The following is a 20,877-nucleotide window of genomic DNA, read 5'->3' on the forward strand; positions in this document are numbered from 1 at the left end:
CGCCGTCCGCGATCCGCGACCTCGGCGACAAGGTCGCGGCCCGGCACATCGCCCAGCGCGCCGGCGCCCCGCTGGTGGCCGGCACCCCGGACCCGGTGAGCGGTGCGGACGAGGTCGTGGCCTTCGCCGAGGAGCACGGTCTGCCGATCGCCATCAAGGCGGCCTTCGGCGGCGGCGGGCGCGGCCTGAAGGTCGCCCGCACCCTGGAGGAGATGCCGGAGCTCTATGAGTCGGCGGTGCGTGAGGCGGTGGCCGCCTTCGGACGCGGCGAGTGCTTCGTGGAGCGCTACCTGGACCGGCCGCGGCACGTCGAGACGCAGTGCCTCGCGGACCGGTACGGCAACGTCGTGGTCGTATCGACCCGTGACTGCTCGCTGCAGCGCCGCCACCAGAAGCTGGTCGAGGAGGCTCCGGCACCGTTCCTGACGCCGGAGCAGACCGCCGAGCTGTACCGGGCGTCCAAGGCCATCCTGCGCGAGGCCGGCTATGTCGGCGCGGGCACCTGCGAGTTCCTGGTCGGCCAGGACGGCACGATCTCCTTCCTGGAGGTCAACACCCGCCTCCAGGTCGAGCACCCGGTGACCGAGGAGGTCGCCGGCATCGACCTGGTCCGCGAGATGTTCCGGAGCCCGCCCCCGGCACCGTCACCCGCTTCGACGCCCCCTCCGGCCCCGGTGTCCGCCTGGACGCGGGCGTGCAGTCGGGCAGCGTGATCGGCCCGGCCTGGGACTCGCTCCTCGCCAAGCTGATCGTCACCGGCCGCACCCGCGCGCAGGCGCTGGAGCGGGCCGCGCGGGCGCTCGACGAGTTCCGGGTGGAGGGGATGGCCACGGCGATCCCGTTCCACCGGGCGGTCGTCAGGGACCCGGCCTTCACCGGGGACCCCTTCCGCATCCACACCCGGTGGATCGAGACCGAGTTCGTGAACGAGATCGAGGCCTTCGCCGCGCCCGCCGCGGACGTCGGCCCGGCTGAGGGCGGCCGCGAAACGGTCGTCGTCGAGGTCGGCGGGCACCGGCTGGAGGTCTCGCTGCCGGCCGTGCTGGGCCGGGTCCCGGACCGGGCGCTCGTCGGGGCGGCCGCCCCCCGGCCCCGCCGTCGCGGCGCCGGCGGCTCCGCGCCCGCCGCCTCCGGGGACACGCTCACCTCTCCCATGCAGGGCACCGTCGTGAAGGTCGCCGTCGCCGAGGGGCAGACGGTCGAGAAGGGCGACCTGGTCGTCGTACTCGAGGCCATGAAGATGGAGCAGCCGCTCACCGCGCACCGGTCGGGCACCGTGACCGGGATCGCCGCCGAGGTGGGGCAGGCTCTCGCCGCCGGCGCCGCGATCTGCGACATCAAGGACTGATCGCCTTGGCAGCACTCACCTACTCCGACGCCGTGAACGGTGCCCTGGAGCGGCTGCGTTCCGTGGGGTACGAGCACGGGCGCAGCTTCGTCAACCACGCCCCGATGGCCGCCGAGGCCCTCGCCCACATGGGCTACGCCGACGAGGTGCCCGGCTGGGTGGAAGGCCATCTGCGCAGCCACACCTTCCACGACGTGCCCGAGCGGCGGTTCACCCTCGACCCGGCCGACGAGGCCGACTGGCGGCAGGCGCTCGGCGAGTTCGGCCGGGTCGCCGACTGGACCGACCTGTTCGAGCGCGAGCTGGCCGGGGCGGCGTGGACCGACGTCCTGGCCCGCTGGTGGCCCCGGCTGCTGCCCGGCATGTCCGGGGTGCTCACGCACGGCGTGATCCGCACCGCGCACGCGGTCCGGGCGGTGGTGGCCGCAGGACCCGGCAACCGCATGCAACTGGCCGAACTGGCACAGGGGCTGGGGTACTGGGCGGCCCGGTACTCCGAGGGCGGAGTCGTGGTCCCGGAGCACCCGGGCGGCGACGGCGACGGCGGTGACGCCGTACGGGCGCTGGACGAGCTCGTCGCCGAGTTCTCCGGGATCTACGCCACGCTCTCCCTCCCGCACCCGATCCCGCTGATCCACTCGGTCACCGGGCCCGCCGCCGTACGGCTGGTGGTGGAGCACCTCCCGCTGCAGCAGCGGTGGCCGTCGTACCGGGTGGCGCGGGCCGTCAGCCGCACGATGCTCGACTGGTTCCACGCCGTGCCCCGGCCCGCGGCCCCGCTGCCGGAGGTCCCCGATACGGCCGCGCTGTTCGCCGAGGCGGTCCAGATCGGCGACGAGCACGCCATCAAGCTCGCCGAAGTCGCCGTACGCCACGAGGGACTGGCGCCCGACCCGCGGCACGCGGCGGCCGCGCACGTGGCCAACCGGGCGATCGGCCGCCTGTACCGCTGACAGTTCGTCTTCGCCGACGGTCTCCCCGAAGGGGCCGTACGGAACCGTTCCCGAGGAGTGTCATGGACGCACAAGTCATCGTCGTGGGCGCCGGGCCGGCCGGCATGATGCTCGCGGGCGAGCTACGGCTCGCGGGCGCCGACGTCATCGTCCTGGAGAAGCTGCCCGCGCGCACCGGAGAGTCGCGCGGCCTCGGTTTCACCGCCCGCACCATGGAGGTCTTCGACCAGCGCGGACTGCTGCCCCGCTTCGGGGACATCGAGGTCAGCAACGTGGGCCACTTCGGCGGCCTGCCGGTCGACTTCGGCGTCCTCGACGGCGCCCACCAGGCTGCCAAAACGATCCCGCAGTCGGTCACCGAGACCGTCCTCGAGGAGTGGGCCGGCCGGCTCGGCGCGGACATCCGGCGCCGCCACGAGGTGCTGTCCGTCAAGGAGAAGGAGGACAGCGTCGAGGTCGAGGTGCGCGGGCCCGAGGGCGTGCACCGGCTGCGCGCCGAGTACCTCGTGGGGTGCGACGGCGGCCGCTCCACCATCCGCAAGGCCGCCGGGTTCGACTTCCCGGGAACCCCGTCGTCGCTGGAGATGTACCTCGCCGACGTGAAGGGCATCGAGCTGGAGCCCCGGATGATCGGGGAGACCCTGCCCGGCGGGATGGTGATGGTCGGCCCCCTGCCCGGCGGCATCACCCGGCTGATCATCTGCGAGCGCGGCACCCCGCCGCAGCGCCGCGAGAAGCCGCCGACCTGGGCGGAGGCCGCGGCGGCCTGGCAGCGGCTGACCGGCGACGACATCTCGCACGCCGAGGCGGTGTGGGTGTCGTCGTTCGGCGACGGCACCCGCCTGGTCACCGAGTACCGGCGCGGCCGGATCCTGCTCGCCGGCGACGCCGCGCACATCCACCTGCCGGCCGGGGGCCAGGGCATGAACACCAGCATCCAGGACGCCGTGAACCTCGGCTGGAAGCTGGGTGCGGTGGTGCGGGGACGGGCACCGGAGACGCTGCTCGACACCTACCACGACGAACGGCACCCGGTCGGGGAGCGGCTGATGATGAACACCCGGGCGCAGGGGCTGCTGTTCCTGTCCGGGCCCGAGGTGCAGCCGCTGCGCGACGTGCTCAACGAGCTGATCCGGTACCCCGAGGTCAGCAGGCACCTGGCGGCCATGGTGTCCGGGCTGGAGATCCACTACGACGTCGACGGGGGCGCCGGCGCGCTGCTCGGCCGACGGCTGCCGAACGTGCCGCTCACCGGGCACAGGAGGGTGGCCTCCAGCACGGAGGCGCTGCGCGCCGGGCGGGGTGTGCTGCTCGACCTCGCCGACAACGCGAGGCTGCGGGAGCGGGCCTGGGCGTGGCGGGACCGGGTGGATGTCGTGACGGCGGTGCCGGCCGACGGTGCGCTGGAGGGTACGTCCGCGGTGCTGGTGCGGCCCGACGGGTACGTGGCCTGGGTGGCGCCGGGTAGTCATGCGGATCTGCCGATGGCGATCGAGCGGTGGTTCGGGCCTGCGCGCTGAGAGTGCCGGGTTCCGTCGTATTGCGGCTGTCCCGCCGTCGTGGCTGGTCGCGCAGTTCCTCCCCCAGCCTCCGGCCGGGGGTGCCCCCAGCGCCCCTGAGGGGGCGCTTTTTGCTGGACTCTTTCAAGGAGTGAACCCATGCACAGCACTCTGATCGTCGCCCGGATGGAACCGGGTAGCCGGGCGGAAGTCGCCCGGCTCTTCGGGGAGTTCGACCGGACCGAGATGCCGCATCTGATGGGCACGCGGCGCCGGGAGCTCTTCGCGTACCGCGGGCTGTACTTCCACCTCCAGCACTTCGACACCGACAACGGCGGCGAGCTGATCGAGGAGGCCAAGAGCGACCCGCGGTTCGTGCGGATCAGCGAGGACCTCAAGCCGTTCATCCAGGCGTACGACCCCGCCACCTGGCGGTCTCCCGCCGACGCGGTCGCCACGCGCTTCTACGACTGGGAGGGCCGGGCGTGAACGCCAGGCGAGTGGTCATCACCGGGGTCGGCGTCATCGCCCCCGGCGGTGTCGGCACCAAGAACTTCTGGAACCTGCTCAGCGAGGGCCGTACCGCGACCCGCGGCATCACCTTCTTCGACCCGTCCTCCTTCCGGTCCAGGGTCGCCGCCGAGGTCGACTTCGACCCGGAGGAGCACGGGCTGAGCCCGCAGGAGATACGGCGGATGGACCGGGCGGCGCAGCTGGCCGTCGTCAGCGCACGGGAGGCCCTCGCCGACAGCGGGCTCGACCTGTCCGGTGCCGACCCCTACCGGGTCGGGGTCACCATCGGCAGCGCGGTCGGCGCGACCATGGGGCTCGACCAGGAGTACCGGGTGGTCAGCGACGGCGGCCGGCTCGACCTCGTCGACCACACCTACGCCGTCCCGCACCTCTACAACTACCTGGTGCCCAGCTCGTTCGCGGCGGAGGTGGCCTGGGCGGTGGGCGCGGAGGGTGCCGCCACCGTCGTCTCCACCGGCTGCACCTCCGGACTCGACTCCGTCGGCCACGCCGTGGAGCTGATCCGGGAGGGCTCGGCCTGCGCGATGATCGCCGGCGCCACCGACGCCCCGATCTCCCCGATCACGCTGGCCTGCTTCGACGCCATCAAGGCCACCACCCCGCGCAACGACGACCCCGAGCACGCCTCCCGCCCCTTCGACGGCACCCGCAACGGGTTCGTGCTGGGGGAGGGGTCGGCCGTCTTCGTCCTGGAGGAGCTGGAGGCCGCGAGAAGCAGGGGGGCGCACATCTACGCCGAGATCGCCGGATACGCCTCCCGCTGCAACGCCTTCCACATGACCGGGCTGCGGCCCGACGGCGCGGAGATGGCCGAGGCCATCACGGTCGCCCTCGACGAGGCGCACCTCAACCCCGAGGCGATCGACTACATCAACGCGCACGGCTCCGGCACCAAGCAGAACGACCGGCACGAGACCGCCGCGTTCAAGAAGAGCCTCGGCGGCCACGCCTACCGGACCCCGGTCTCCTCGATCAAGTCGATGGTCGGGCACTCGCTCGGCGCGATCGGCTCCATCGAGATCGCCGCGTCCGTCCTCGCCATGGAGCACAACGTCGTGCCCCCGACGGCCAACCTGCACACCCCCGACCCCGAGTGCGACCTGGACTACGTCCCGCTCACCGCCCGTGAGCACCGCACCGACGCGGTGCTCACCGTGGGCAGCGGGTTCGGCGGTTTCCAGAGCGCGATGGTGCTCGCCCGACCGGAGAGGAGCGCGGCCGCATGAGCACGCGGACCGTGGTGACCGGGCTCGGCATCGCCGCGCCCAACGGCCTTGGCACGAACGACTACTGGGCGGCCGCCCGGGCCGGGAAGAGCGGGATCGGCCGCATCACGCGGTTCGACCCGTCCGGGTATCCGGCGAAGCTGGCCGGTGAGGTGCCCGGGTTCAGCGCCGGGGAGCACCTGCCCAGCCGGCTGCTCGCGCAGACCGACCACATGACCCGCCTCGCGCTCGTCGCGACGGACTGGGCGCTGGCCGACGCGGAGGTCACACCGGCCGACCTGCCCGCCTACGACATGGGCGTCGTCACCGCCAGCTCCTCCGGCGGCTTCGAGTTCGGGCAGGGGGAGCTGCAGAAGCTGTGGAGCCAGGGCAGTCAGTTCGTCTCGGCATACCAGTCGTTCGCCTGGTTCTACGCCGTCAACAGCGGCCAGATCTCCATCCGCAACGGCATGAAGGGCCCGAGCGGGGTGGTCGTCTCCGACCAGGCCGGCGGTCTTGAGGCGCTCGCCCACGCACGCCGGCAGATCCGCAAGGGCACCCGGCTCATCGTCTCCGGGGCGATCGACGCGTCCATCTGCCCGTGGGGGTGGGTGGCGCAGCTCGCCAGCGACCGGCTGTCCACGTCGGAGGAGCCGGACCGGTCGTACCTGCCGTTCGACTCCGCCGCCGCCGGGCACGTGGCCGGCGAGGGCGGGGCGATCCTGATCCTGGAGGCCGAGGAGACCGCCGTACGGCGCGGTGCCCGGGTGTACGGGGAGATCGCGGGGTACGGCGCGACGTTCGACCCGGCGCCGGGGAGCGGGCGGCCGCCGGGGCTGCGCAAGGCGATCGAGCTGGCGCTCGCGGACGCGGGGGCCGACGCGGCCGACGTGGACGTGGTGTTCGCCGACGCGGCGGCCGTGCCGGAGCTGGACCGGGTGGAGGCGGACGCGATCAGTGACGTGTTCGGGCCGCACGGGGTGCCGGTGACCGCGCCGAAGACGATGACCGGGCGGCTCTACTCGGGAGCGGCGCCGCTGGATGTCGCCACGGCGCTGCTGGCCGTCCGGGACGGCGTGGTGCCGGCGACGGTGAACGTCTCGCCGGAGGCGGGCTATGACCTCGACCTGGTCGTGGGGGAGCCCCGGCCGACCGAGGTGCGGACGGCGCTGGTGCTGGCGCGCGGGTACGCCGGCTTCAACTCCGCGATGGTGGTCCGGGCGTAGCGCTCCCGCCGTAGGGGTTCGTGCGGCGACGCGGCCGCGGGTCCGCCGTGGTTGCTCGCGCAGTTCCCCGCGCCCCTTTTGGGGCGCGCTGTCCCAGCCGTCTTTTCTTCAGCCGCGGGCTGTTGTGTCGTCCATGGCCGTAGGGGTTCGTGCGGTGGTGCGGCTGTGGGTTGGTCGTGGTTTCTCGCGCAGTTCCCCGCGCCCCTTTTGGGGCGCGCTGTCCAGTTGTGTCTTTCATCCAGCCGCGGGCAGTCGTGCCGCTGGGGCGGCACGGGTGGGCGCGGGCGGTGGCCGGCGAGCGCCGGTGAGCGTCCCTACCCCCACTCCAGCCCCCGCTGACCTCAGCCCCTCAAAAGACCCGCCCGTCCTTCCGGCCCCCTTCATCTCTCCCACGCCCGGGGCCGGCAGGGCGGGCGTTTCCATTCGTAGTCGTGAAAGGAAGATCACCGTGGCCACCCAGTCCTTCACCCTCGACGACCTCAAGCGGATCCTGCTGGAGGCCGCCGGCGCCGATGAGAGCGTCGATCTCGACGGGGACATCCTCGACACCGACTTCGAGGAGCTCAGCTACGAGTCCCTCGCCATCCTGGAGACCTGCGGGCGCATCGAGCGGGAGTACGACATCACGCTGGACGACACCGTGGTGACCGAGGCCAGGACACCCCGCGAGCTGCTCGCCGTCGTCAACACGCAGCTCGGTGACGTCGCCGCCGCTGCCTGACCGTCACCCCACCCCCTCCGGCCGCCGGCGCCCGCCCTGACCGGGCGCCGGCGGCTCCCCCATGCCCTGAAAGGGAGCTGCAGACATGTCCGAACAGCAGCAGAGGGTCGCCCTGGTCTCCGGGGCCACCAGCGGAATCGGTCTCGCCTCGGCGCGGCTGCTGGCCCAGCAGGGCCACCGCGTCTTCATCGGCTCCCGCGACGCCGGGAACGTCGAGCGGACCGTGAAGGAACTGCGCGAGGACGGACTCGAGGTCGACGGGACCGTCCTAGACGTGCGGTCCGCGCTGTCCATCGAGAACTTCGTGCGGGCCGCCGTCGAGCGGTACGGCACCGTCGACGTGCTGGTCAACAACGCCGGACGGTCCGGCGGCGGCGTGACCGCCGACATCGACGACGAGCTCTGGTACGACGTCGTCGAGACCAACCTCAACAGCGTCTTCCGCCTCACCCGCGCCGCCCTCACCACCGGCGGCATGCGCGAGAAGAGCCGGGGGCGGATCATCAACATCGCGTCCACGGCCGGCAAGCAGGGCGTCGTGCTCGGCGCGCCGTACTCCGCCTCCAAGCACGGGGTGGTCGGCTTCACCAAGGCACTCGGCAACGAGCTGGCCCCCACCGGCATCACCGTCAACGCCGTCTGCCCGGGGTACGTCGAGACGCCCATGGCGCAGCGGGTGCGCGCCGGTTACGCCGCCGCCTACGACACCAGCGAGGACGCCATCCTCGACAAGTTCACCGCGAAGATCCCGCTCGGCCGCTACTCCACCCCCGAGGAGGTCGCCGGGCTTGTCGGCTACCTCGCCTCCGACACCGCCGCCTCCATCACCGCGCAGGCCCTCAACGTCTGCGGCGGCCTTGGCAACTTCTGAAAACCCCGGCATCTTCTAGGAGTTCACCCATGTCCGAGCCGAAGGAAGTCGAGCACGAGGTCACGATCTCGGCGCCGGCCGCCGAGGTCTACCGGCTGATCGCCGACGTGGCCAACTGGCCGCGGATCTTCCCGCCGACCATCTACGTCGACCACCTGGAGCGCTCCGGGAACGAGGAGCTGATCGGGATCTGGGCCACCGCCAACGGCGAGGCCAAGAACTGGACCTCCCGCCGCGTGCTGGACCCCGAGGGCCTGCGGATCACCTTCCGGCAGACCGTCTCCACCCCGCCCGTCGCGAGCATGGGGGGCACCTGGATCATCGAGCCCCTCGACCCGGCCACCTCCCGGGTGCGGCTGCTGCACGACTACACCGCCGTCGGCGACGACCCGGCGGGCCTGGCCTGGATCGACGAGGCCGTCGACCGCAACTCCCGCTCCGAGCTCGCCGCGCTGAAGACCAACGTCGAACTCGCCACCGCCTCGCAGGAGCTGACGTTCTCCTTCGAGGACACCGTCCGGGTCGACGGGGCCGCCAAGGACCTCTACGACTTCGTCAACGAGGCCGACCGCTGGTCCGAGCGGCTGCCGCACGTGGCGACCGTCCGGCTCACCGAGGACACCCCGGGCCTGCAGACCCTGGAGATGGACACCCGCGCCAAGGACGGCTCGACGCACACCACCAAGTCGTACCGGGTCTGCCTGGACGGCCGGAAGATCGCCTACAAGCAGACCACCCTGCCGGCCCTGATGAACCTGCACACCGGCTACTGGACCTTCCGCGAGACCGACGAGGGCACCTTCGCCTCCTCGCAACACACCGTCGTGCTGCGCCCCGAGAACATCGCGAAGATCCTCGGACCGGAGGCCGGCGTCGCCGAGGCCCGCGCGTACGTGCAGGGCGCGCTCAGCACCAACAGCCGCGCCACCCTGAACCACGCCAAGGCGTACGCCGAAGCGAGGCGCTGACCGATGGCCGGTGCCGACGCGGTCGACACGCACGTCCTGGTGGTCGGCGCCGGACCCGTCGGGCTGATGCTCGCCGGGGAACTGCGCCTCGGCGGCGCCGACGTGACCGTCCTGGAGCGGCTGGCCGCCCCGACGACGGAGTCCCGGGCGTCCACCCTGCACGCCCGGACGATGGAACTGCTGCGGCAGCGCGGGCTGCTGGACGGCCCCGACGGCTTCGCCGGCCCCGAGCCGCCGCCGCACGAGCCCCGCGGCCACTTCGGGGGCCTGCCCCTCGACCTCACCCTCCCCAGCAGCCACCCCGGGCAGTGGAAGGTCCCGCAGACCCGCACCGAGGAACTCCTCGGCGCCTGGGCCGAGCGGCTCGGCGCACGGGTGCTACGGGGCCACGAGGTCCTGGAACTGGTGCAGGAGCGGGACCACGTCCGGGTCGTGGCCGAACACCAGGGCACCCGCCGTGCGTTCACGGCCCGGTACGTCGTCGGCTGCGACGGCGAGCGGTCGGCCGTCCGGCGCCTCGCGGGCGTCGGCTTCCCCGGCAACGACGCCGAACGGGAGCTGATCCGCGCCGACGTCGACGGCATCGACGTCCCGAACCGGCGCTTCGAACGGCTGCCGAACGGGCTCGCCATCGCCGCCCGGCGCGGGGACGGCGTCACCCGGGTGATGGTCCACCGCTTCGGCACCCCGCCGCGCGCGGGTGAGGCCGGCTTCGCCGACATCGTCACCGCCTGGCGGGAGGTCACCGGCGAGGACATCGCCCACGGCACCGCGCTGTGGGTGAACTCCTTCGGCGACGCCTCCCGGCAGGCCGAGTACTACCGCGCCGGCCGGGTGCTGCTCGCCGGCGACGCGGCCCACCAGCAGATGCCGATCGGCGGCCAGGCCCTCAACCTCGGCCTCCAGGACGCCGTGAACCTCGGCTGGAAGCTCGCGGCCACCGTCCTCGGCCGGGCCCCGGCGGGGCGGCTGCTGGACACCTACCACGACGAACGGCATGCCGTCGGCCGCCGTGTCCTGTCCAACATCCGCGCCCAGGCCCGGCTGCTGCTCGGCGGCCCCGAAGTGGAGTCGCTGCGCTCGGTCGTCGGCGAACTCACGTCGTACGAAAAGGTCCGGGCGCACCTCGCCGGCATGATCAGCGGCCTCGACGTGCGCTACGGGGACGACGAGGACGCGCTGGTCGGCGCGCGGCTGCCCGAGACGCGGCTCGACTCGGGGGCGACCACGGCCGAACTGCTCGCCTGCGCCCGCGGGTTGCTGCTCGTGAGCGACCCGGCGCTCGGCGGGGCGGCGGCGGACCGGCCGGCGTCGGTGGACACGGTCGTCACCCGTCCCGCAGGGCCCCTCGACGGCCACGCCGCCGTGCTCGTACGGCCGGACGGCTACGTCGCCTGGGCCGGCGACACGGCGGACGGCCTGCGTTCGGCCCTCGACCGCTGGTTCGCACCCGACCCGCGCGCCTCCCACACACCACAACCAACCGTCAGGAGAAGGAAGATGGGCAACCTGACCGGAAAGACCGCCCTCGTCACCGGCGCCAGCCGGGGCATGGGCCGGGCCACCGCCGAGCGGCTGGCCGCCGACGGCGCGCTGGTCGCCGTGCACTACGGCACCAGCGCGGAGGCCGCCGCCGAGGTGGTCGCCGGGATCGAGAAGGACGGCGGGCGGGCGTTCGCCGTCGGCGCCGAGCTGGGCACGCCCGGTGACGTCCACGAGCTGTTCCTCGCCCTGGAGGCGGGACTCAAGGAGCGCACCGGCGAGACCGAGCTGAACATCCTGGTCAACAACGCGGGCGTGATGGGCGGGGTCAAGGCCGAGGACACCACCCCGGAGCAGTTCGACCGGATCTTCGCCGTCAACGCCAGGGCGCCGTTCTTCGTCATCCAGCGGGCGCTCGCCGTCATGCCCGACGGCGGCCGGATCGTGAACATCTCCTCCGGCCTGACCCGGTTCGCCAACCCGGACGAGATCGCCTACGCCATGAGCAAGGGCGCGGTGGAGCAACTGGCGCTCCACTACGCCAAGCTGCTGGGCCCGCGCGGGATCACCGTGAACAGCGTCGCGCCGGGCATCACCCGCAACGGCAACCCGCTGTTCGACATCCCCGAGGCCGTCGAGGCCATGTCCGCGCTGTCCGCCTTCAACCGCGTCGGCGAGCCGCAGGACGTCGCCGACGTCATCGCCTTCCTCGTCTCCGACGACGCCCGCTGGGTCACCGGCTCCTTCGTCGACGCGAGCGGCGGCACGCTCCTCGGGTGACGCGGTGACCAGGACCCTTCCGGCACCGGTCGCCGCCGGCACGGACGAGCGGTTCGGCCCCCGGCTGTGGGGGCTGCTGCTCGTCCTCGCCGGCAACATGCTCATCGACGCGCTGGAGGTGTCCGTGGCGGTGGTGGCACTGCCCGCCATCGGCACGGACCTGGGACAGCCGCCGACCGTCACCCAGTGGGCGATGACCGGCTTCGCGGCCGGTTTCGGCGGCCTGCTCCTCTTCGGCGCCCGCGTGGTGACCCTCCTCGGCCGCCGCCGCGTCTACCTGGCGGCCCTCCTCGCCTTCGCCGCCGCCTCCGCGCTCAGCGCCCTCGCCCACGACCCCTGGCTGCTCCTCGCCACCCGCCTCACCAAGGGCTTCTGCGCGGCCCTGACGGCCCCCACCGGCCTCGCCATCATCACCTCCACCTTCCCGGAGGGCCGCCCCCGTTCCCGGGCGGTCTCCGTCTACACCCTCTTCGGCGCCGGCGGCTTCACCGCAGGCCTCCTCCTCTCCGGCTGGCTGACGCAGAGCTCCTGGCGCTGGGCCTTCGCCTTCCCGGCCCCGGTGGTCCTGCTCCTCTTCACGTTCGGCCTGCGACTGATCCCGAGGGCCGACGACGAAAGCAATCCAAGAAGCCCCGCGGAAACCGCCCCAGAGGGCCTGGGCGTTCCAACGGGGCCCGCGGAGGGCGCCCCAAAGGGCCTGCGCGTTCCAACGAGGGGCGCGGAGAACGTCCCAGAGGGCCTGGGCGTTCCAACGGGGCCCGCGGAGAGCGCCCCGCAGGGGCGCGGGGAACTGCGCGACCAGCCCCCACGGCGCCGCACCCGAACAACGACCCGGCACTTCGGCATCCCCAGCGCCCTCACCCTTCTGGGAGCCCTCCTGGCCCTCGTCCAGGGCATCACCCAACTCCCCACCCATGGCTGGACCACCCCACAGGCCACCGCCCCCCTCACCGCGGCCGCACTCCTCCTGCTGCTGTTCCGGCACATCGAGCGCCGCTCCACCGCCCCCCTCCTGAACCTCCGCCCCCTGCGCAGCAACCCCGCCCTCATCCGCTCCGCCCTCGGCGCGGCCTGCCTCAACGGCTCCTACCTGGGCCTCCTGTTCGTCCTGACGTACCAGACCCAGACCCTCGCCGGCTGGTCCCCCCTCCAGACGGCGTTCGCCCTGCTCCCGGCCGCCGCGCCCCCGGCGCTGACCGCGCTGGCCTCCGGCCGCCTGGTCGCCAAGTTCGGCGCCCCCCGCCTCATCGTGGCCGGCGCCGCCTGCGCCTTCGCCGGCGCCCTGCTCCAACTCCGCCCCCACGCGTGGCCGTTGGACTACCCGGGACGGCTGCTCCCGACGCTCCTCCTTGTCGGCGCCGCCTTCGTGCTCTCCTTCGCCGCGCTCAACATGCAGGCGATGTCCCGTCTCGCTCCCGCCGACCGGCTCACCGGCAGCGGCCTGTACCAGACGGCCGTCCAGCTCGCCGCGGTCCTCGCGGTCGCGCTCGTCGCCGCTCTGCTCGCCGCCTACGCACCGGCCCCCGGCGCGGGTCCGGCGGCCGCCGCGGCGGCCTGCCGGCCGGCGCTGACCCTGGTCGCCGCCCTCGGCTTCCTGGGCCTGCTCGTCGGCCTCACCGGCCTGCTCCGCACCCCACCCTCCTCACTCCACCACGGGGAATGACCATGGACCAGACAACGCAGACCTGGGTCTTCGACGACCTGGACGACGAACTCGACGATCTGGACTACGAGTTCGACCGAGATCAGATCGTCGAGGTGGTGCCGCCCAGCCTCGCGCACCTCGCCTCCGTCGGCCTCACCGAGCGCACCCGGCTCATCGACGCGTACGTGCGCGGCGAACTCGCCCGGGTGCTGCGGGTGGCCCCGGACAGCATCGACACCGTGGGCCGCCCGATGAACAGCCTCGGCATCGGCTCCATCAACGGCCTGGAACTCCAGCGCCGCATGGAGGCCGCGCTGCGTGTCGACGTCAATCTCAACCGGCTGCTGCGCGCCAACAGCGCCGCCGAGCTGGTCGACTGCCTCGCCGGCCAGCTCGGCCCGGAGGACAGCCCGCACAAGCACGCCGGCCGGGACCGCCACCACCTGGTCGCGCACGACGTGCCGAGCCCGAGGTGATCGGGCAGATGCCGGTCCTGGAGTTCGGCACGGCCACCCTCGACGCCGGGCCGAGGCTGCCCGCCGCCGGGCAGCTGGACGTCTGGCTGGTCCGCCGGGCCGCCCTGGAGACCGCGGCCGAACTACTCGACCTGTCCGAGCTGAGCGAGGCGGAGCGCCGGCGGACCGCGTCCTTCGTCCGGCCGACGGACGGGGTGACGTACGCCTCCGCGCACGTCGCCCTGCGCCGGCTGCTCGGCGGCTACCTGGGGCTGCCCCCGCAGGACGTGCCGTTCGTGCGGGAGCCCTGCCCGGGCTGCGCCGAGCCGCACGGCCGGCCGGCGATCGCCCATCCCGACCCGCCGCTGCACTTCTCCCTCGCGCACAGCCACGGCATGGCCGTGGTCGCCGTCTCGCGTACGGTCGTCGGCGCCGACGTGGAGCGGCTGCCGCGGGCCGAGACCGTCGAGGTCTGCACCCCGGCCCTGCACCCGGGGGAGCAGGCCGAGCTGGCCGCGCTCGGCGACGCCGGGGAGCGGCGCGCCGCCTTCGGGCGCCTTTGGACGCGCAAGGAGGCCTATCTCAAGGCGCTCGGCACCGGCCTCTCCCGTGATCCCGGCCACGACTACCTGGGCGCCGACCCGCACCGCAGGCCGGCCGGCTGGACGCTGCTCGACCTGCCGTCCGGACCCCGCCACAACGCGGCCGTCGCGGTGCGCGGCGCGGCGCCGGAACAGGTGACCGTCCGCTGGGTGCCGCCGGCCGCGCTGTACGCGGGCGGGACGGTCGACCTGGACGCCGACGGGACGGTGGGCGTGCCCGTGACCGTGCCCGTGGGCGTGACCACCCGAGTATCCGACTGGGGAGCGTGACCCGCCAATGTCACTCGAACAGAAAGCCGGTCCGGTGGCCGGCCGCCCGAGCCTGCACGACCGTGAGCACCGCGGCCAGTGGACCGCCGCCGAGCGCATCGAGGAGCTCGGCCTGATGAAGGAGGCGGCCCGGCACGGCGACCCGCTCGCCACCGAGCGCCAGCACGCCAAGGGCAAGCTCACAGCCTACGAACGTATCGAACTCCTGCTCGACGAGGGGTCGTTCAACGAGGTCGAGATGCTCCGTCGGCACCGCGCCACCGGCTTCGGCCTGGAGAAGAAGCGGCCGTACACCGACGGGGTGATCACCGGCTGGGGCACCGTCCACGGCCGTACCGTCTTCGTCTACGCGCACGACTTCCGCATCTTCGGCGGCGCCCTCGGTGAGGCCCATGCCCAGAAGATCCACAAGATCATGGACATGGCCATGGCGGCGGGGGCCCCGCTGGTGTCGCTCAACGACGGCGCGGGCGCCCGGATCCAGGAGGGCGTCTCGGCGCTCGCCGGCTACGGCGGCATCTTCCAGCGCAACACCCGCGCCTCCGGGGTGATCCCGCAGATCAGCGTGATGCTCGGGCCGTGCGCGGGCGGCGCCGCCTACTCGCCGGCCCTGACCGACTTCGTCTTCATGGTGCGGGACATCTCCCAGATGTTCATCACCGGACCGGACGTGGTGAAGGCGGTGACCGGCGAGGAGATCACCCAGAACGACCTCGGCGGCGCCGACGTCCACGCCGGTGCCTCCGGCGTGGCCCACTTCGCCTACGACGACGTGCGCAGCTGCATGGAGGACGTACGGCACCTGCTGTCGCTGCTCCCGTCCAACAACCGTGACCTGCCGCCCCGTTCGGCGACCACCGACCCGGCCGACCGCCGTACCGACCGGGTGGTGGAGCTGGTCCCGGACGACCCGGGGCGGGTCTACGACATCCGGAGCGTCATCGAGGAGATCGTCGACGACGGCGACTACTTCGAGATCCAGCCCGGCTGGGCCACCAACGTGGTGTGCGCGCTGTCCCGGCTGGACGGCGAGGTCGTCGGCCTCGTCGCCAGCCAGCCGGCCTCCTTCGCCGGGGTCCTGGACATCGACGCCAGCGAAAAGGCGGCGCGGTTCGTGCAGTTCTGCGACGCCTTCAACATCCCGCTGGTCACCCTGATCGACGTGCCGGGCTTCCTGCCGGGCGTGGACCAGGAGCACAACGGCATCATCCGGCGCGGCGCCAAGCTGCTCTACGCGTACTGCAACGCCACCGTGCCGCGGATCTCCCTGGTGCTGCGCAAGGCGTACGGCGGCGCGTACATCGTCATGGACTCCCGGTCCATCGGCACCGACCTCGCCCTCGCCTGGCCGTCCAACGAGATCGCCGTGATGGGCGCCGAGGGCGCGGCGAACGTGATCTTCCGCCGGGAGATCGCGGCCGCGGACGACCCCGAGTCCACCCGCGCGCAGAAGATCAAGGAGTACCAGGCGGAGCTGATGCACCCCTACTACGCGGCCGAGCGGGGCCTGATCGACGACGTCATCGACCCGCGCGAGACCCGCTCCACCCTGATCCGCGCCCTCGCGATGCTCCGCAGCAAGCAGGCCGACCTGCCGTGCCGCAAGCACGGCAACCCGCCGCAGTGAGCACGCCGGAGGGCACGGCCGGTGCGGAGGGCACGGCCGGTGCGGAGAGCGCGGCCGGTGCGGAGGGCGCCCTGGTCATCAGGGTCGTGAAGGGGCAGGCGAGCCCCGCCGAGCTCGCCGCCCTCACCACCGTCCTGCTCGCCCGCGCCGCCGCCCTCGCCGCGGTGGACCCCTGCCCCCTCGAGCCCCGCCCGGTGGCCGGCTGGCGCCGCCCGGAACGCCTCGCGACGCACCGCGACCCCCGCGGCTGGCGCCTCACCGGCGGCCGGGCAGTGTGACCGCCCCGTAGACCGACCCCCGACCGCAACCCCGACCGGATCGGAGTCCCGGACCCCATGACCTCCCCGTCCCTCGACCGCGCCGACACGGTCACCGCACTGCGCTCCGAACTCGACGCCCTGCGCACCGAGTTCGGGGTCCTCGCCGACCGAGCGGCGGTCGCCGAGCTGGTCGACCGCTACATCACGCTGCTCGACACCCAGGACGACCACGGCTTCGACCCCACCTGGCCGGCCACGGTCTTCACCCCCGACTGCTGCCTGGAGTTCCCGGTCGGCACCGTCGAGGGCCGCGACCGGGCCGCCGCCTTCCACCACGACCGCAAGTCCCGCTTCGCCCGCACCCACCACCTGGCCGCCAACTACGGCATCCGGGTGTCGGGGGACACCGCCCGGATCCGCGTCCACCTCGTCGCGTCGCACGTGCACCACGAGGACGGCCCGGACCCGGACGGCCGCTTCGACATCGGCGGCTACAGCGAGGGCGAGGCGGTCCGCACCCCGGACGGCTGGCGGCTGCACCGCTGGCGGTTCCGGCTGGTGTGGTCCGACGGCGCCGGCCCGCGTCCCGGCCCCGACCCCCGCGAACTGCGCAGCTCCCAGCCCCGACCACGCCACCCGAAAGGATGATGAGACCGTGTCAGGCATACCGACGACCGCGCTGAACCTGGGCGCCCTGCGCGACACCTCCGGCGACGACCGCAGGCAGGCGTTCGAGAACTTCCTCTGCCGCAACCTCGCCCAGCACCTGGACATCCCCCCGGCCCACCGCATCGCCCGCAACCGCCCCCTCTACACCCAGGGCATCGACTCCCTCACCGCGCTGACCCTCCAGCGCACCCTGGAATCGGCCCTGAACATCCCGGTACCGGCCCACCACCTGCTGCGCGAGCAGTCGGTGGGCGAACTGGCCGCGACCCTCAGCGAGCTGGTCGACCGGACCTGAGCCCCATGGCGACGCCACCGGTGGGACGACGACGGCACGACCACCGGTGGCACCGGGCGCACCAGCCTCCTGACAACGTTGTCCATCCTCCTGGGCGGCCCGTGTCAGAATGAGGGCGCCCGCCGTCCGTCCGGTCATCATCGAGGTCGTCCGTGTCCCAGCCCGTCGGCCGCGTGCCGCAGCGTCGCAACGCACGGTCCAACCGGGCGCGCATCCTGGCCACCGCCCGCCGGGAACTCGGCCGGAACCCCGACATCACCCTGGAGGAACTGGCCCGCGCCTCCGGTGTCGTACGGCGCACCCTCTTCGGGCACTTCCCGGGGCGGGCCGCGCTCCTGGAGGCGCTGGCCGAGGAGGCCGCCGAGACGCTCCAGGCAGCAGTGGCGCGGGGAACGGACCCGGCGGAGCCGGCCGACCGCGCCCTCGCGCGCTTCTCCCTGTCGATGTGGCCGGTGGGCGACCGCTACCGGATGCTGCTGGCCCTCGCCCACCGGGACCTGGGCGCGGAACGCGTCGCCGAGGTCCTCCGGCCCGCCCGGGTCCGGGCCACGGCCGTCGTGGAGCGCGGTCAGCGGGACGGCGTCTTCCACCCCCACCTCCCGCCCGCCGTGCTCGGCGCCGCCCTGGAGGGCATGACGATCGCCCTGCTGGAAGAGGCCAACAGCGGAACGTTCGAGGACGACGGCACCCGCACGGCCGTCGCCACGCTCATCGCGGCCGGGGTCCCGGAGCAGCAGGCCCGCACGGTGGTCGACGGGATCGCCGCCGAGTTCGCCGCCGAGGCCGGGCCGGAGGCCCCCGCCGAGGCCTGAACCCCGCGCTCCCGCGCCGCGGGCGCCTCGCGGGCCCGGTCCGGCGGCCGTGGCATGCTGAGGGCGCGGCTTCGACGCAACCGACCGGGAGGTGATGGGCGTGGTGGACTGGGCCCGGTTCGCGCAGCAGTTGGCGGCGATGGCGCGGGACCTGCTGGCGCAGGAGTCGGTCGACGCCACCCTGGCCCGGATGACCGGCTCGGCCGTGGAGCTCGTGGAGGGCTGCGACGCAGCCGGCATCCTGGTGCTGCACGGCGGGAAGGTGCGGACGTTCGCGCCCACCGAGCAACTGGTCGTCGACAGCGACCGGTTGCAGGAGCGGCTGGGCGAGGGGCCCTGCTTCGACGCCGCCCGTGCCAGGACGGGGGAGCGCGTGTTCCGGATCCGGGACCTCACCCGGGAGCAGCCGTCCTGGCCCGCCTTCGCCCCCGAGGTCCACCGCCTCGGCGTCGGCAGCATGATGGGCTTCCTGCTGTACACCGAGGACGAGGACCTCGGCGCGCTGAACATCTACTCCCGCCGTCCCGGTGCCTTCACCGAGGCCAGTGAGCTGGCCGGCTGGCTGCTGGCCTCGCACGCGGCGGTCGCCTTCTCCAGCGCCCGTACCCACGCCCAGATGGAGCAGGCCGTCGCCACCCGGCACCTGATCGGCGAGGCCATGGGCATCCTCATGGGCAGTCACCGCCTCACCGAGGAACAGGCCTTCGACGTGCTGCGCCGCTACTCGCAGGAGAACAACGTCAAGCTCCGTGAGGTCGCCCGCCGGGTCTGCGACCGGGGAAGCCTGTCCTAGAACCGCCCCAGCTGACGGACGACCCCGAACTGGTCGACGCGGTCACGCGCAGGCTCCACGCCCCGTCCCACCGGTACGGGGACCGCATCGCCGCACAGGGTGTCCTCGCCTTCCAGTAGGAAGGGGACCGGCGCCTGCAGTGGCGGCTGTCCCTGGTCAACGAGGCCGGCCTGCGGGTCAGGACTGCCCTGGACGTCGCCCGCACCACCCAGGAGCTGACCGACGTCGCCACCGAGGACTGCGCCGGCCTCGTCACCGTCGACCTCCTTGACTCCGTGGTGCGTTGCTACGAACCCACGGCGGAGCGGTTCCGGCTGCGCCGGGTCGCCCAGGGGACGTACGCGGCGGGTGGCGGCGCGGAACCGGCGGTCAAGGTGCAGGAGCTGAACAGCTGCCCGGACAGGTCACCGGTGGCCCGTTCCCGGGCCACCGCCCTCACCCTTCAGCGCAGCCTGCTCCACGGCGCACCGCCGAGCAGTCCGCCGTGGGACCGGCAGCAGTAAGCCGGGAAAACAAGCATGAGGGCTGCAGAGACACCCAGCAGGTCATGACAACTGATGTTCGCGATCAAGACAGAAGCCTCTTCACCGCTCTGCCACTTCCCGGCGGGAGCGGGGCGTGCGACGCCGAGGACGGGACGCCTCGAAGTGGGCGCCCCGCCGTGGGAGTGGGTCAGTGGATGGAGTTGGCGGCGGCGATGATGGCTCGGTCGACGGCTGCCGGGCTGATCGAGGGGACGTCATGGCCGGAGCGGGTATAGGTGATGTGGGCGCCGACTCGGTTGGCTTCGAACTTCTGGGCGGCCGTGGGCACGGCGTGGTCCTGGGTGGAGATGACTGCCCACTTCGGTGTCTTCGCGGGCGGGTTCACGGTGGCCTTGTCGGTGAAGGCCGAGAGGGCCACCGGCTCCTGGGTGACGGAGGCGGTGCGGATCACGGACTTCGGCAGTCCGTTGCCGTAGACGGTTCCGTACTTGTCGGCCTTGAGGTACACGTCGGTGTCGCCGCCAGGCAGGGAGACGGTCCGGAAGTTCTCCGAAACAAGCTGTGATCCGGGGAATTGCCCGATCAGCGAGGCGGCGGTGTCCCCGGCCTTGGGGATGAGGGCCGCCACGTACACGAGAGCCTTGACCTGGGGGTTCTTTGCGGCGACCTGGCTGACGACTTCTCCGGCGTAGGAGTGGCCGACCAGGACGATGGGGCCCTTGATGGTCTTGAGCTGTGCCTCGACGTAGGCGCTGTCGAAGGCCAGGCCGCGCAGCGGGGTGTCGATGGCGTAGACCGGGTAGTCGTGGCGTCGCAGGTAGCGGATCTCGCTGTTCCAGCTGGAGGAGTCGGCGAACGCGCCGTGGACCAGGACCACAGTCGGCTTTGCGTAGTGCCCTGTCTGCGATTCGACCGTCGCCGATCTGGCGGCTGAACTGATGACGGGTACGGGCATGCGGTGCTCTGTCGGTGAGGTGACCGCGTGACCGTTCGCGGTGGTCGTGACGGCGCTCGCGTCCGTTACGACCAGCGAGGCTACAGTCGCGCCGCTTATCAGCCCGGCGATCGCCAGCGCTGTGATTCGAACGGTGGGCTTCATGTGGTGTTGATCCTCTCGATTTTTTGGGTCGAAATCGGCTCGGGGGAGAGGAGACGCACGGGCAGAGGGATGTGCTTGTGCGGTCCGGAGTGCTTGGTGAAATCGACTATGGCGGTCGGGTGTGTGGACGGCAAATGCCGATCCTGCTTTCGTTCATGCCGGTGTGGCATGAGTTGGGGGTGTTTTCTTGACGGGCTCGGGCGGGCTGGATGTTTTCGGTGCTGGGTTCTGATGTTTGATGTTGGATTTGGCGTGGTGTTGGGATGTCCGGTCGATGT

The 20,877-nt window shown here is 72.7% G+C and carries 20 protein-coding genes and 1 pseudogene; 20 read left to right on the top strand and 1 reads right to left on the bottom strand.

Going from position 1 to position 20,877, the window contains the following annotated elements:
- From JF597_RS02220 to JF597_RS02315, 20 genes and pseudogenes are all read left to right on the top strand, one after another.
- A pseudogene (locus JF597_RS02220) lies at positions 1 to 1,348 on the top strand (biotin/lipoyl-containing protein); the annotation flags it as partial.
- A gap of 5 nt (positions 1,349 to 1,353) precedes the next feature.
- Positions 1,354 to 2,301 carry a questin oxidase family protein gene (locus JF597_RS02225; RefSeq protein ID WP_293987847.1) on the top strand — a complete coding sequence of 316 codons (948 nt, stop codon included), beginning with the start codon at positions 1,354 to 1,356 and terminating at the stop codon, positions 2,299 to 2,301.
- Between the two features lie 62 nt (positions 2,302 to 2,363).
- Entirely contained in the window at positions 2,364 to 3,821 is a 1,458-nt protein-coding gene (locus JF597_RS02230) for an FAD-dependent monooxygenase (RefSeq protein ID WP_293987850.1), read from the top strand.
- A gap of 138 nt (positions 3,822 to 3,959) precedes the next feature.
- Positions 3,960 to 4,289, top strand: coding sequence for a TcmI family type II polyketide cyclase (locus JF597_RS02235; protein ID WP_293987853.1), 330 nt, complete (start codon positions 3,960 to 3,962; stop codon positions 4,287 to 4,289).
- The gene (locus tag JF597_RS02240) at positions 4,286 to 5,560 is read left to right on the top strand and encodes a beta-ketoacyl-[acyl-carrier-protein] synthase family protein (RefSeq protein ID WP_293987856.1); all 1,275 of its coding nucleotides are present in this window, start codon (positions 4,286 to 4,288) and stop codon (positions 5,558 to 5,560) included. Before JF597_RS02235 ends, JF597_RS02240 begins: the two co-directional genes overlap by 4 nt.
- The gene (locus JF597_RS02245; protein WP_293987859.1) at positions 5,557 to 6,765 is read left to right on the top strand and encodes a ketosynthase chain-length factor; all 1,209 of its coding nucleotides are present in this window, start codon (positions 5,557 to 5,559) and stop codon (positions 6,763 to 6,765) included. Before JF597_RS02240 ends, JF597_RS02245 begins: the two co-directional genes overlap by 4 nt.
- A gap of 448 nt (positions 6,766 to 7,213) precedes the next feature.
- Positions 7,214 to 7,486 carry an acyl carrier protein gene (locus tag JF597_RS02250; protein WP_093502896.1) on the top strand — a complete coding sequence of 91 codons (273 nt, stop codon included), beginning with the start codon at positions 7,214 to 7,216 and terminating at the stop codon, positions 7,484 to 7,486.
- Positions 7,487 to 7,571: 85 nt separating this feature from the next.
- On the top strand, positions 7,572 to 8,357 hold the full coding sequence (gene fabG / locus JF597_RS02255) for a 3-oxoacyl-ACP reductase FabG (RefSeq protein ID WP_293987871.1): 786 nt from the start codon (positions 7,572 to 7,574) through the stop codon (positions 8,355 to 8,357).
- A 29-nt stretch (positions 8,358 to 8,386) separates the two neighbouring features.
- Positions 8,387 to 9,325, top strand: a complete 939-nt coding sequence (locus JF597_RS02260) for an aromatase/cyclase (protein WP_293987874.1) — start codon at positions 8,387 to 8,389, stop codon at positions 9,323 to 9,325.
- A gap of 3 nt (positions 9,326 to 9,328) precedes the next feature.
- Positions 9,329 to 11,587: an SDR family oxidoreductase gene (locus tag JF597_RS02265; RefSeq protein WP_293987877.1), complete on the top strand. Its 2,259-nt coding sequence runs from the start codon at positions 9,329 to 9,331 to the stop codon at positions 11,585 to 11,587.
- Between the two features lie 4 nt (positions 11,588 to 11,591).
- Positions 11,592 to 13,250: an MFS transporter gene (locus JF597_RS02270; RefSeq protein WP_293987879.1), complete on the top strand. Its 1,659-nt coding sequence runs from the start codon at positions 11,592 to 11,594 to the stop codon at positions 13,248 to 13,250.
- Positions 13,251 to 13,252: 2 nt separating this feature from the next.
- Positions 13,253 to 13,708, top strand: a complete 456-nt coding sequence (locus JF597_RS02275; protein WP_293987882.1) for an acyl carrier protein — start codon at positions 13,253 to 13,255, stop codon at positions 13,706 to 13,708.
- Between the two features lie 8 nt (positions 13,709 to 13,716).
- Positions 13,717 to 14,559: a 4'-phosphopantetheinyl transferase superfamily protein gene (locus JF597_RS02280; RefSeq protein WP_293987885.1), complete on the top strand. Its 843-nt coding sequence runs from the start codon at positions 13,717 to 13,719 to the stop codon at positions 14,557 to 14,559.
- Positions 14,560 to 14,674: 115 nt separating this feature from the next.
- Positions 14,675 to 16,186, top strand: coding sequence for an acyl-CoA carboxylase subunit beta (locus JF597_RS02285; protein ID WP_293987905.1), 1,512 nt, complete (start codon positions 14,675 to 14,677; stop codon positions 16,184 to 16,186).
- Positions 16,183 to 16,464 carry an acyl-CoA carboxylase subunit epsilon gene (locus JF597_RS02290; protein ID WP_366916371.1) on the top strand — a complete coding sequence of 94 codons (282 nt, stop codon included), beginning with the start codon at positions 16,183 to 16,185 and terminating at the stop codon, positions 16,462 to 16,464. The genes JF597_RS02285 and JF597_RS02290 overlap by 4 nt, the downstream gene beginning before the upstream one ends.
- A gap of 57 nt (positions 16,465 to 16,521) precedes the next feature.
- Positions 16,522 to 17,094 (top strand): nuclear transport factor 2 family protein, encoded by a 573-nt coding sequence (locus JF597_RS02295; RefSeq protein ID WP_293987887.1) that lies wholly within the window; start codon positions 16,522 to 16,524, stop codon positions 17,092 to 17,094.
- Positions 17,095 to 17,101: 7 nt separating this feature from the next.
- On the top strand, positions 17,102 to 17,410 hold the full coding sequence (locus tag JF597_RS02300; protein ID WP_293987890.1) for an acyl carrier protein: 309 nt from the start codon (positions 17,102 to 17,104) through the stop codon (positions 17,408 to 17,410).
- A gap of 152 nt (positions 17,411 to 17,562) precedes the next feature.
- A complete protein-coding gene (locus tag JF597_RS02305) occupies positions 17,563 to 18,222 on the top strand; it encodes a TetR family transcriptional regulator (protein ID WP_293987893.1) in 660 nt (219 codons plus the stop codon).
- Between the two features lie 94 nt (positions 18,223 to 18,316).
- Complete coding sequence (locus JF597_RS02310) at positions 18,317 to 19,015, top strand: GAF and ANTAR domain-containing protein (RefSeq protein ID WP_293987896.1); 699 nt, start codon at positions 18,317 to 18,319, stop codon at positions 19,013 to 19,015.
- 275 nt (positions 19,016 to 19,290) lie between these two features.
- Positions 19,291 to 19,518: a hypothetical protein gene (locus JF597_RS02315; RefSeq protein ID WP_293987899.1), complete on the top strand. Its 228-nt coding sequence runs from the start codon at positions 19,291 to 19,293 to the stop codon at positions 19,516 to 19,518.
- Positions 19,519 to 19,687: 169 nt separating this feature from the next.
- On the opposite strand, the gene JF597_RS02320 is transcribed toward JF597_RS02315, so the two are convergent.
- Positions 19,688 to 20,455: an alpha/beta hydrolase gene (locus JF597_RS02320; RefSeq protein ID WP_293987902.1), complete on the bottom strand. Its 768-nt coding sequence runs from the start codon at positions 20,453 to 20,455 to the stop codon at positions 19,688 to 19,690.
- Positions 20,456 to 20,877 lie beyond the last annotated feature (422 nt).

The organism is Streptomyces sp. (genome assembly GCF_019510245.1).
Taxonomy (GTDB): domain Bacteria; phylum Actinomycetota; class Actinomycetes; order Streptomycetales; family Streptomycetaceae; genus Streptomyces.